This is a genomic window from Pseudomonas sp. 5P_5.1_Bac1, from assembly GCF_025466015.1.
Taxonomy (GTDB): Bacteria; Pseudomonadota; Gammaproteobacteria; order Pseudomonadales; family Pseudomonadaceae; genus Aquipseudomonas.
Genome location: NZ_JANLNX010000117.1, coordinates 206,897 through 219,005 on the forward strand (window position 1 = coordinate 206,897; position 12,109 = coordinate 219,005).

Annotated in this window: 7 protein-coding genes; 6 read left to right on the forward strand and 1 reads right to left on the reverse strand. The window is 68.0% G+C overall.

Annotated features, from left to right (window positions below):
• Window positions 1-6: 6 nt before the first annotated feature.
• Complete coding sequence (gene gspG, locus NTD82_RS28435) at window positions 7-429, reverse strand: type II secretion system major pseudopilin GspG (protein ID WP_095155199.1); 423 nt, start codon at window positions 427-429, stop codon at window positions 7-9.
• Window positions 430-605: 176 nt separating this feature from the next.
• Between gspG and NTD82_RS28440 the strand changes: the two genes are divergently transcribed.
• The 6 genes from NTD82_RS28440 to NTD82_RS28465 all read left to right on the forward strand — a co-directional run bounded on the left by NTD82_RS28440 (window position 606) and on the right by NTD82_RS28465 (window position 12,108).
• Entirely contained in the window at window positions 606-1,184 is a 579-nt protein-coding gene (locus tag NTD82_RS28440) for a lytic transglycosylase domain-containing protein (protein ID WP_262131133.1), read from the forward strand.
• Between the two features lie 300 nt (window positions 1,185-1,484).
• Window positions 1,485-7,289, forward strand: coding sequence for a manganese-oxidizing multicopper oxidase MnxG (gene mnxG, locus NTD82_RS28445; RefSeq protein WP_262131134.1), 5,805 nt, complete (start codon window positions 1,485-1,487; stop codon window positions 7,287-7,289).
• A gap of 15 nt (window positions 7,290-7,304) precedes the next feature.
• Window positions 7,305-9,251: a YncE family protein gene (locus NTD82_RS28450; RefSeq protein ID WP_262131135.1), complete on the forward strand. Its 1,947-nt coding sequence runs from the start codon at window positions 7,305-7,307 to the stop codon at window positions 9,249-9,251.
• Window positions 9,252-9,272: 21 nt separating this feature from the next.
• Window positions 9,273-9,923: an SCO family protein gene (locus tag NTD82_RS28455; protein WP_262131136.1), complete on the forward strand. Its 651-nt coding sequence runs from the start codon at window positions 9,273-9,275 to the stop codon at window positions 9,921-9,923.
• A complete protein-coding gene (locus NTD82_RS28460) occupies window positions 9,916-10,578 on the forward strand; it encodes an SCO family protein (protein ID WP_262131137.1) in 663 nt (220 codons plus the stop codon). The genes NTD82_RS28455 and NTD82_RS28460 overlap by 8 nt, the downstream gene beginning before the upstream one ends.
• Before the next feature lie 3 nt (window positions 10,579-10,581).
• Entirely contained in the window at window positions 10,582-12,108 is a 1,527-nt protein-coding gene (locus NTD82_RS28465) for an ABC transporter substrate-binding protein (RefSeq protein WP_262131138.1), read from the forward strand.
• Window position 12,109: the final 1 nt, after the last annotated feature.

The window sequence follows — 12,109 nt, forward strand, 5'->3', positions numbered from 1 at the left end:
CGCCTCCTACTGCCAACTGGCGATTTCGGCGTTTTCGCCGTCGCCACCGGGCTGGCCGTCCTTGCCGAGCGAGAGCAGGTCGTACTCGGCGTTCTCGCCGGGGTAGCGATAGATGTAGGCATGGCCCCACGGATCATCGGGCACTTTCTTCTGCAAATACGGCCCGGACCAGCGCGCCTCGTCGCTGGGGGCGCTGACCAGCGCCTGCAGCCCCTGCTCGGAAGACGGATAGCGGCCGACTTCCAGCCGGTACAGGTCCAGCGCCTTGCCCAGCCCTTCGATCTGCGCTCGCGCCACCTTGGCTTCCGAGCGGCCCAACTGGCTGAAGTAGCGGGGTGCGACGATCCCGGCCAGCAGACCCAGGACCACCAGCACCACCAGCAGTTCGAGCAGGGTGAAGCCGTGTTGCGTGCGACGTTGTCGGTTCATGGCCGGGGCCTCCTCCAGAGCGTGTGAGATGGCTTATGCAAAGGCCGTGCGCGTCTGCGCCGGGGCCCGTGGCGCCGCGCCCCGGCGGGCGGCACAGTGCTTGCGTTGACCTCTCCACGCCCGCCCCGAACGGGGCATAACCCCCACTTTCTGGGGAAAACCGGGAGGAGACGATCATGCGTATCGTGACCACCGCACTGCTGGCCTGGCTGGCCAGCGTCCAGCCGGCCCAGGCCGACGTGTACATCTCCGTCAGCGCCAGTGGCGCCTATGTCCTGTCCAACGTTCACCAACAGGGACGGCACTATCAGCGCGTCATCGCCGAACCCGGGCTTGCCGCGAGCCGCGCGGAACTGGTGACCGGCAAGCCTTACGCTGAACTGATCGCCGCCGCCGCCAAGGCCAACGACCTGCCAGAGGCCTTGCTGCATGCGGTGGTCCAGGCCGAATCGCGCTACGACGCCAATGCCCGCTCCGGTTCCGGGGCCATGGGCCTGATGCAACTGATGCCGGAGACGGCGAAAGAGCTGGGCGTGAGCAACGCCCTCGACCCCGCCGCCAACCTCGACGGCGGCGCGCGATATCTCAAGCGCATGATGAAACTGTTCGACAACGACATCGCCCTGGCCGTCGCCGCGTACAACGCGGGGCCGGATGCGGTGCTGAGCCGGGGCAGGGTGATACCGCCGTTTGCCGAGACGCAGCGGTATGTGCCGGAGGTGTTGCGGCATTACCGGCGGTTGCGGGGGGAGTGAGGGGTTTATTCGGGGAGTCGGGGGTGCCCAAAGGCGCTAGCCACCAGGTTTTCATCGCGCTCGATCTTGAGAGCGCTGAAAAACTCCCGACATGCACCTTCCAGCCACCACATCACCCAAACACCTATAAATCCCCATCCGCCGTCATCCCCCCAATTCCCCAAAAACCGGGTAATCCCCGGGCCACTTTCCCCAGTTTCCTTCACAACCCCCACCTATCCCCTTGAAAACCAACAACTAAAAACTCTGGCGCGGGCCTTGCAAAACGGCTTGTAAACGTCCCGACCGAGGCGCGCCACGATGATCACTGTCAAAGGCACTCTGTTGCCCTCTCTGTTGTCCCTGGCCCTGGCTGTATTGGCCATCCCGTTGTCCGCCCAGGCAGCGATCCGCTGCGAGCGAACGCTGGTGGCGAATGTCGTCGCGCTGGACCAGCCGCTGATGTTCAACCGCCTCGGCGCGCAGAACGCCAATGGCATGATGTTCGCCCTGCGCCGTGATGTGGTGGATGAGCACAATGTGCCGCTGAGCAAGGGCGGGGCGGCGGTGCCGGGCAAGGTGTCGCTGCGCCCGGACAAGCGTCCGCGGCCGATTGTGTTACGGGTCGCGGCGGGGGACTGCCTGACGGTCAATCTGCATAACCTGCTGGCCTATCAGGCCAATCCGAACAAGGACCTGACCGAGGGCGAGCATGACCCGATCGTCGATGATCAGGTCAGTGACCGCCATGTCGGTTTCCAGGTCAACGGCCTGCAGGCGGTCAACGGTATCCAGGACATCGCCGCCTTCACCGGGCGCAATGGCAACTTTCTGGTGGCACCGGGCAATAGCCGTTCCTACACCCTTTATGCCGAGCGCGAAGGCGCTTTCGCCGCGACCAGCAAAGGCGCGACCTTCGGCGGTGAGGGCGCCGCGGGCAACGTCGCCAACGGTCTGTTCGGCCAGGTGATCGTGCTGCCCAAGGGCGGGCGCAGTTACCGCAATACCCTCACCGAGGAAGAAATGCGCATGGCCACCACCGGCCGCGCGCCGACCGGCCAGCCGGTGGTGGACTACGAGGCGCGCTATCCGCAGCGTGAGCCGTGGATCAGCGAGGGCAAGGCCGGCGCGCCGATTGTGGCGATGGTCGATGGCAGCGAGATCGTTTCCAGCGAAGCTGACGCCGTGGTCATGGGCCCCAACACCGATGGCAGTTTCCCGGCCTCGACCTACCCGCTGGAAAGCCTCGGCAAGCGCAACCCGGCGCTGCCCAACCGGCTGGAGGCGTTTCGCGATTTTTCCTCGATCTTCACCGATGAAGCCGCCGCGACCCAGGCCTTCCCCGGCTATTGGTCGGACCCGGTGATGGGCCATGTGCTGGAGCCGGCGCGGGACTCGTTCATGATCAACTACGGTTCCGGCGGCATGGGCGCCGAGGTGGTGGCCAACCGTCTTGGCGTGGGGCCGATGCACGACTGCCTGTCGTGCGCCTACGAGGAATTCTTCCTCAGTTCGCACACCGTCGGTGACGTGGCGATGCTGGTGGACGTGCCGGCCAACGTCGGCCTCGAGAACATCCGCCCCGGCGAAGTCCCGGACCCGCGCGACACCGGGGTCAAGGCGACCATGGCGCTCTATCCCTCGGAGCCGGCCAACGTCAACCACAGCTACATCGGCGACTTCATCAAGTTTCGCAACAGCCACAACGGGCACGAGCAGCACATCTTCCACCTGCACGGGCACCAGTGGTTGTTCAACCCCAATGACGACAACTCCGATTATGTCGACGCCCAAGGCATCGGCCCGGGCATCGGCTACACCTACGAAATCGCCAACGGCGGCTCGGGCAACCGCAACCGTGTCGCCGGCGACGCCATCTATCACTGCCATTTCTATCCGCACTTCGCCCAGGGCATGTGGAGCATGTGGCGGGTCCACGATGTGTTCGAGGAAGGCACGCGCCTGGACGTCTCGGCGCAGGGCAACGATGGCTATCACACCACGCCGTGGGCCTTGCGCAGCGGCAAGCCGGCCGCGGGCGCGCGGGCTTTGCCCGATGGCGAGATCGTCGCCGGCACACCGATTCCCGCCGTGGTGCCGCTGCCGGGCAAGGCCATGGCGCCGATGCCGGGCAAGGTCGCGGTGATCCCGAAAATGGCCACGGAGCTGGTCGCCCGTCATGACGACGACGAGCCTGAAGACGAGGACGATGACGACGATTCGGCCCACGACGGCGAACTGCGCGCCATCGGCTCGGTGGTCCTGGTCGATCGCGGCGAGGCCAACCGCAACGCCGACGGCAGCCTGAAAAACCCCGGCTATCCGTTCTGGATCGGCGGCATGGAAAGCACCGTCGGCCAGCGGCCGCCGACCCCGCCGCTGGACATGCTCGACACCGACAAGGCGCGCAGCCTGCGCGACAGCGGCAACAGCCTGTGGGCCAACCTCGATCCGGCCCAGTCCGCCGGCTGGGACGGCGGCTTGCCACGGCATGCGCTGGACGGCGTCGCCGCGGGCGGTGAAGCCCATGCCACCACCACGGCGCTGGATTTCTCCAAGGAAATCACCCGGGCCAAGGCGGTGTTCATGCCGGAGGAGGGCACCGATGTCGAACAGGCGGCGATGCGCTTCCACTCCAAACCCGAGCACCCCAGCTACGCCCTGTTGCCGGGCCGCCAGGTGGTGGCCAAGGCCTTCCGCACCAACGGCGCCTTGCCGGTGGCCGGCGCGCCGTACTACGAGCCGTGCATGGACGACCGCGCCAAGCGCCTGACCCAGGCCTCGCCACTGGGCGAATACCACAGTGGCGAGCGCCTGGACGGCATGAGTTTTACCGGTTCGTCGCCGTTCACCGCCGACCGCCCGCGTATCTACAAGGGCGCCAACATCCAGTTCGACGCCGTGTACAACAAGGTCGGCTACCACTTCCCGCAGGCGCGCATCATCGCCCTGTGGGAAGACGCCTGGCCGGTAATCACCAAGCAGCGTCCGCCGGAGCCGTTGGTGATGCGCATGAACACCTTCGACTGCGTGATGTACCAGCACACCAACCTCATCCCGGCGTTCTACGAGATGGATGACTATCAGGTGCGCACGCCGACCGATGTGATCGGCCAGCACATCCACCTGCCCAAGTGGGACCTCACCGCCGCCGATGGCTCGGCCAACGGCTGGAACTATGAGGATGGCATTCTCTCGCCCGGCACCGTGGTCGAGCGCATCCACGCCATTCGCGCGTTCAACCAGTGCCAGAGCAGCGACCCGCGCGACGGCAGCGCCGAATGCCCGAAAGCCAAGGCGCACCCGTTCTTCGGCCGCTACGGCCGGGCCGACTGGCTGGGCGCGCGCACGCAGATGCAACGCTGGTTCACCGACCCGGTGATCAACGTGCACAACGTCGACCGTGGCCTGGGCACCATCTTCACCCACGACCACCTCGGCCCATCGACCCACCAGCAACTGGGCCTGTACGCCACCGTGCTGGCCGAACCGGCCAACTCCACCTGGTTCCATGCCGAGACCGGCGAGGCGCTGTACAACACGGCGCAACGCGAGGACGGCGGGCCGACCTCGTGGCAGGCGGTGATCGCCACCGGTGACCTGGACAGCGACGGGCGCAACGACAGCTACCGCGAGTTCTTCCTGGAATACAGCGACTTCCAGCATGCCTACGAGGCGGGCGTCTATGTCGGCGCCGGGCCCAATGGCATCCCCAACGCCCAGGCCTATCCGGCCAGTGCCGACAGCTTCCGCTACGCAATCAACCCGCCGGTTCGGCAGAAAGCCTCGAACCTGCTGGAGTCGGTGGTGGAATCCCGTGGCGGCCTGACGCCGGGCTGCCCGAGCCGGCCGTGCCCGCAGGCGATCTCCGTGGATGACCCGGGCATGTTCGTCGTCAACTACCGCAACGAGCCGCTGGCCCTGCGCGTGTTCGACCCGAACAAAGTCGCCCCGGACGGCAAGCGCGGCATGCAAGCCGACGGCCTGGCCGGCGACCTCGCCTTCGCCATGCAAACCCGTACCGACCGTGCGATTCCGGCGATGAACCTGTCGCCCGCAGCCATCACCCAGGCGGTCGGCCCAACGGGCGGCACCACGCAATTCCCGCCGCACATCAACAAGGCCGGCGCCGAGCCGGGCGACCCGTTCACGCCGATGCTGCGCACCTATTCCGGTGACAACGTGCGCCTGCGCATGCACGCCGGCGGCCATGAGGAGGAACACAACGTGACCCTGCACGGCGTCAAGTGGCTGCAAAGCGGCTCGGGCTTCGGCAGCAGCTCCAACTCGGGCTGGAAGGCCTCGCAGATGGTCGGTATTTCCGAGCAACTGGGCTTTATGGCGCCGGTGTCGATGGTCTCCAGTTCGGCGGCGCCCAACGGTGACTACCTGTATTCCCTGGATGCTTCGCTGGAGGGTTACTGGAACGGCATCTGGGGCGTGATGCGCAACTACAGCAACAGCCGCAGCGACCTGTTCGCCCTGCCGAACAACCCGCAGCCGATGGCCGCGCGCAACACCGTGGCGTTCGACGGTATCTGCCCGCGCTACACCGCCAATACCAACGGCATCGGCACCCGGCCGACGGTCACCCGCAGCTACGAGATCGTCGCGGCGCTGGCCAACGACATCCTCGGCAACCCGCAAGCGGTCAGCATCACCGACCCGGCCGGCGCTGCCCAGCATGTCGGCGGGCCGCTCAAGGCCAATGGCGGCACGCTGACCTACAACACCCGCGCCACGGCGATTCCGCAGGTCAGCGTGATGGACCCGGAAGACGGCGAAGTCTTCACCATCGGTGGCCATGCCGGGCCGCTGCATGACCCGACCGCGGTGCTCTATGTGCGCAAGGCCGACCTCGACGCCAGCACCGGCAAGCTCAAGCCCGGCGTGCCGATCGAGCCACTGGTGCTGCGTGCCACCGCCGGCGAATGCATCAAGGTGACCCTGGAAAACCGCCTGCCGCTGGTGATGCCGGACCTCGCCAGCACCGCCTCGATGCAGAACGTGGTCAAGCGCGACCGCAACGGCAGCGAAGGCTCCACGGCGTTCAACAACAACCTGATGCGGCCGTCCAGCCATGTCGGTTTCCACGCCCAGTTGCTGGCCTACGACATCACCAAGTCGGACGGCGTCAACGTCGGCCAGAACCCGGTGCAGACCGTTCCACCACGGGCCGGCAACAGCGGCGCCTGGCCGAACAAGGTCTATCAGTACTACGCCGGTCACCTGGAGCGTGAAGGCAAGCCGGTGTCGCAACTGGGCCGCGCGGTGGACAACATCAACACCACGCCGATCGAGTTCGGTGGCCTCAACATCACCCCGGCGGACGTGATCAAGCAGGGTCAGAAAGGCCTGGTCGGCGCCATGAGCATCCTGCCGCTCAACGCCACCTGGACCGAAGACAGCGCCAGCCGGGCCTCGGCCACCGTGCAGGTCAGCGGGCAGGCCGCCTACCGTGATTTCGCCACGGTCTGGCAGCGCGCCCTGAACATGCGCTGGGCCGATGGCCGGCCGGTGGAAGGCATCAACACCGAAGGCAACGGCGTGCCGGGCGATCCGAAGGACAACTCCGGCATGGCCATCAACTACAAGAGCGAACCGCTGTGGTTCCGCTTCGGCCTGGCCCCGGACGCGCCGTTCGGCCACGCCGATGGCAGCGGCTGGGCCGACGTCGGCAACGCCCACATGGCCTACGCCAACCTGTTGGTCGGTGGCGATCCACAGACCCCGGTGCTGTGGGCCAAGCCCGGCCAGCCGTTCCGCACCCATGTGCTGATGCCGACCGGCGGCAGCCGCGGCATCACCTACCAGCTCGACGGACACCTGTGGCCGTTGCACGCCCTGCAGCCGGAGAAGTCCGACACCGGCGGCTACCCGATGGGCCTGCCGGGGATCGGCTCGGTGCGCTTCGCCTACAACCCGATGGCGATGTACATCGGCGCCCAGGAAAGCGTGTTGCCGGCGGCGCATTTCAGCTTCATGCACCCTAGCGCCGGCGGCGGCAACGCCATCCCGGGCGACTACCTGTTCCGCGACTACGCCGCCTACGGCAATGCCTCGGGACTTTGGGGAATCCTTCGGGTCACCAACGAAACCCCGCCCGCCACGGCACCGGCGCAGTAATCAGGGAGCAGGCGCATGAACAAGAAGAACAAACCGCTGTACCTGGGCCTGATGGCCGGCGTGCTGCTGATGGGCATCGGCGTCGCCTACGAAAGCCTGTGGTGCGACCCGCGCGCGCCACTGGCGGTCGGCCCCGACCTGGGCGCCAGCCGCCTGAGCCGCGATGGCGTCACCGTGGAGTTCGAGGCCACGCCGCTGGGCGGCAACGGCGGCCTGACCGAAGGCAGCTACGCCAGCATCCGCTTCAAGGTCACCGACCAGAACTCCGGGCAGCCGCTGTCCGGGGTGTCGCCGGGGGCCTGGATCGACCCGGCACTGAGCGGCGACGCGGCCAGGGACCGTGACAAAAGCTGTAAGGCGCGGGTCGCGCTGTTTCTCAAAAGCAGCATCGGCGCCCGGCCGCTGATGGACCTCAACAGTTACTTCCTGCTGGTGCTGAACAAGGACGCCAGCCTCACCGTGATCGACCCGTCGGTCTCGGTCGGCGGGATCACCAGCACCCTGGCGCGCATCGGCCTGAGCGACACGCCGATGGACTGGGTGGCCAGCAGCGACGACAAGCAGGTCTACGTGTCGCTGCCGACGGCGGGCAAGGTGGCGCTGATCGATACCGCCACCTTCCAGCACGTCGAAGACCTGCCCGCCGGGCAGCAACCGGTGCGGGTGGCGCTGCAGCCCGATCAGCGCCTGTTGTGGGTCGGCAACAACGCCGGTGACGAGGCCCACAGCGGCGTCAGCGTGATCGACACGCAGAAGCGCGCGCTGCTCAAATTCATCCCCACCGGCAAGGGCCACCATGAAATCGCCTTCAGCCACGACTCGCGCTACGCCTTCGTCAGCAACCGCGACAGCGGCACCCTGAGCGTGATCGACAGCAGCGACCTGAGCCTGCTGAAAACCCTCAAGGTCGGCCCGCATCCACTGTCGGTGGCGTATTCCTCGCTGTCCCAGGCGGTGTACGTGGCGGACGGCCGCGACGGCAGCATCAGCGTGATCGACGCCCGCAGTCACGGCCTGCGCAGCCGCATCCAGGCGCAACCGGGGCTGGGGCCGATGCGCTTCAGCCGCGACGGGCGTTACGGCATCGTCCTCAACACCCTGGAAAACCGCGCCGTGGTCATCGATGCCGGCAGCGACCGCCTGCTGCACAACCTCGACGTGGCCGCCGAGCCGTACCAAGTGACGTTCACCCAGGCCTACGCCTACGTGCGCGGCCTGGCGTCGCCGAAGGTGACCATGATCAACCTGTCGAGCCTGGGCGAGGGGCGCACGCCGATCACCCAGGGTTTCGACGCCGGTCCGGCCGCGCCACGCCAGGCCGGTGACCTGCCGCTGGCCCAGGGCCTGGCGGTGGCCCGCGATGAGAACTCGGTGTTCGTGGTCAACCCGGTGGACAACACCACCTATTTCTACGCCGAGGGCATGAACGCGCCGATGTCCGGCTACGCCAACCGCGGCGCCAACGCCCGCGCCGCGCTGGTCATCGACCGCAGCCTGCGCGAGGTGGCGCCGGGGGTCTACAGCTCGACGGTGAAGCTGCCGGCGGCGGGGGATTTCGACGTCGCCTTCCTGCTCAACCAGCCGCAGATCATTCATTGCTTCAGCACCGCGGTCGCCGCGGCGCCGGACGCCGCCCACCGCCGCACGCCACGGGTGGAGTTCCTTATGGATCGCCCGGTGGTGCGGCAGGGCAGCCCGTTCGTGGCGCGTTTTCGCCTGCTCGAAGGCAGCGGCGAACCGCGCGAGGGCGTGCGCGACCTGTCGCTGCGCTACTTCCTCGCGCCGTCGTCGCGGGCCCGCAGCAGCGAGGTGGAGGAAGTCGGCGAGGGCGTTTACCAGGCCGCGTTGCAGTTGAGCGAGGCCGGTGCCTGGTACTTGCATGTGCAGGCGCCGTCCCTGGGCGATGCCTTCGCCGAAAAAAACTACACCAGCCTGCGGGTGCTGCCCGCCAAGGCGCAATGACCCCAGCACGAGGAACGCGCGATGAAATCCGTCAAAGCCCGCAGTGTCCTGGCCCTGTGCCTGTTGGCCGGCGCCATCTCCACGGTTCACGCCCACGGCGGCGTCGATCATTCCGCCCATGACGCCCCCGCGGCCCATCAGGAAAAAACCCAGGTGCGTTTCGCCGATGTCGCCCTGCTGGACCAGGACGGCATGCCGGTGCGCCTGGAAAAAGACCTGGTCGGCGACCGCATCACCGTTATCGGGTTTATCTACACCCGCTGCACCACGGTGTGCCCGGTGGTCTCGTCGATCATGGGCAAGGTTCAGCAGCGCCTCGGCGGGCGGGTCGGCGAGGAGGTGCAGTTGGTGTCGCTGAGCGTCGATCCGCAGCACGACGACCCGAAACGCCTGAACGACTACGCCCGCGCCTTCCAGCACGGGCCGGGCTGGCGCTGGCTGACCGGCACGCCTTACGCGGTGACCGAAACCCTCAAGGGCCTGGGCAGCTTCAGCGCCGACCTGAGCAACCACCCGCCGCTGATTCTTGTGGGCGATGGCCGCACCGGTCACTGGACGCGGTTCTACGGTTTCACCGACCCGGACAAGCTGGTCGGCGAAGTCGATCGCCTCAGCGCCCGCCGGGTCCATGCCCGCCACACCGCGATTGCCCAGGAGCACAGCCATGAGTGAAGTCAGCCTGCGTCGCCCCGGCATGAAGCCCCTCGACTGGCTGGTGCTCGGCGCCTGCCTGTGGATTTTCGCCAACGTCGCCATGGCCCACGACGGCCATGCCAAGCCAGCGCCCGCTGAACCGGCGGCCGCCGCGCCGCCGCCAGTCGCGGGCGGCACCCGCGATGCCCAGGCGTATTTCACCGACACCGAGCTGCTGGACCAGAACGGCCGGCGCCTGCGTTTCTACAGCGACGTGTTGAAAGACAAGGTGGTGCTGCTCAACGTCATCTTCACCCACTGCAACGACGCTTGCCCGCTGATCACCCGCAAGCTGCGTGAGGTCCGCGAGGCGCTGGGCGACAAGGCCGCCGAGGTGACCTTCATTTCCATCAGCAGCGACCCGGCCAACGACACCCCCGAGGTGCTCAAGCGCTTCGCCGGGCAGCAGGGCGTGGACGGGCCGAACTGGCTGTTCCTCACCGGCGCCCAGGCCGATATCGACCGGGTGCTGGGGCGCCTCGGGCACATCTTGCCCAGCCCCGAACAGCATTCCACCCAGTTGATCGCCGGCGACGTGGCCGGCAAGCGCTGGAGCAAGATCCGCCCGGACGCGCCGCCGGCGGCCATCGCTCAGCGCCTGCAATTGATGACCCTGCCGCTGGCCGGGCGCTGAATCATGAAGCGCCTTTGCGCCACGCTGCTGCTGGCCGCGCTGAGCGTCGGCCAGGCCGCGCTCGCCCTCGACCTGAACGAGCAGGAAACCGCGGGCCAGCGCCTCTACCGCGAAGGGGTGGCGGCCGCCGATGGGCAGGTCACCGCGTTGGTCGGCGCGGCGGACATGCAGGTCCCGGCCAGCGTGGTGCCCTGCGCCAACTGCCATGGCCGCGATGGTCGTGGCCGCCCCGAAGGCGGGGTACGCCCGCCCGAGCTGAGCTGGCAGCGGCTGGTGCTGGCGGGCGGTGAACGTCTGGTCAATGGCCGCCGCTACCCGGCCTACAGCGATGCCAGCCTGGCCCGGGCCATTCAGGAAGGCCGCGACCCGGCGGGCAACCGCCTGGACCCGGCCATGCCGCGCTTTTCCCTGTCCATGGCCGACCAGCGCAACCTCACCGCGTACCTCAAGCGCCTGGCCGAGGATCACGATCCCGGCGTCGAAGAGCAGTTTCTGCGCCTCGGCACGCTATTGCCCGCCGAGGGCGAGTTGGCGGAGGCGGCGCGGGTGGTGCAGGCGATCGTCGCCGGGCGCATCGAGGCGATCAATGCCAGCGGCGGCATCCATGGCCGCACCTTGCAGTTGTCGGTGATCGACCCCGGCCCCGACCGGGCCAGCGCCGAGGCGGCCTTGACCCGTTTGCTCGACGAAGAACAGGTGTTCGCCCTGGTCATGCCGCTGGCGCCGGCGCTGGACGACACCCTCGCCGCGCGCCTGGAGCAGGCCGGCGTGCCGCTGATCGGCGCCCGGGCCGAGGAAAATGACAGCCGGCAGATCTTCGATCCGCTGCCGGGGTTGCACGAGCAACTGCTGAGCCTGGCCGACTACGCCGCGGCGGCCCTCGACCTGCGCCAGCGCCCGGCGCGCATCCTCTACAGCGACCCGGCCCACGCCGCGCTGGGCCGCTTGCTGCTGGCGGACCTGCAACAACGCGGCTGGACGCAACTGCAACTGCAGCCTTTCGACGGCCAGGCGGTGGCGGGCGAGGCGGTGTTTTTCCTCGGCCTGGCGCCGGCCTTCAGCGAATTGACCGCCGCGCTCCAGGCCGCGGGCCGCACGCCGTACCTGTTCGCCGCGTCCAGCCAGGTCGCCGGCGAGTTGATGCAGGTGCCGGAGCAGTGGTCGCGGCGGGTGTTCCTGGCCTATCCCTTCGTGCCCGGCGACTGGAGCCCGGCCGGTCGCGCGGCGCTCAACGACCTGCGCCGCCGCCAGGGGCTGGACGGCCGGCAGGCGCTGCTGCAGGTCGGCGCCTGGTGTTCGATGGTGCTGCTGGAAGAGGGCCTCAAGCGCGCCGGCCGCGATGCCAGCCGCGACAAACTGGTCAACGCCCTGGAAAGCCTGCACGACATCGACACCGGCCTGACCCCGCCGCTGGGGTTCGGCCCCGGCCGGCGCCAGGGCCTGGCGGGCGCCCATGTGGTCACCCTGGCGATGCCCGGGCCGCTGTTCTACCCGGTGGCGCCCTATACCCGTCCGGCCGATCGGCCATGAG

Excerpts from the sequence above, each read along its gene's own strand:
- gspG (WP_095155199.1), bottom strand. The coding sequence starts at position 429 with ATGAACCGACAACGTCGCACGCAACACGGCTTCACCCTGCTCGAACTG.
- NTD82_RS28440 (WP_262131133.1), top strand. The coding sequence starts at position 606 with ATGCGTATCGTGACCACCGCACTGCTGGCCTGGCTGGCCAGCGTCCAG.
- mnxG (WP_262131134.1), top strand. The coding sequence starts at position 1,485 with ATGATCACTGTCAAAGGCACTCTGTTGCCCTCTCTGTTGTCCCTGGCC.
- NTD82_RS28450 (WP_262131135.1), top strand. The coding sequence starts at position 7,305 with ATGAACAAGAAGAACAAACCGCTGTACCTGGGCCTGATGGCCGGCGTG.
- NTD82_RS28455 (WP_262131136.1), top strand. The coding sequence starts at position 9,273 with ATGAAATCCGTCAAAGCCCGCAGTGTCCTGGCCCTGTGCCTGTTGGCC.
- NTD82_RS28460 (WP_262131137.1), top strand. The coding sequence starts at position 9,916 with ATGAGTGAAGTCAGCCTGCGTCGCCCCGGCATGAAGCCCCTCGACTGG.
- NTD82_RS28465 (WP_262131138.1), top strand. The coding sequence starts at position 10,582 with ATGAAGCGCCTTTGCGCCACGCTGCTGCTGGCCGCGCTGAGCGTCGGC.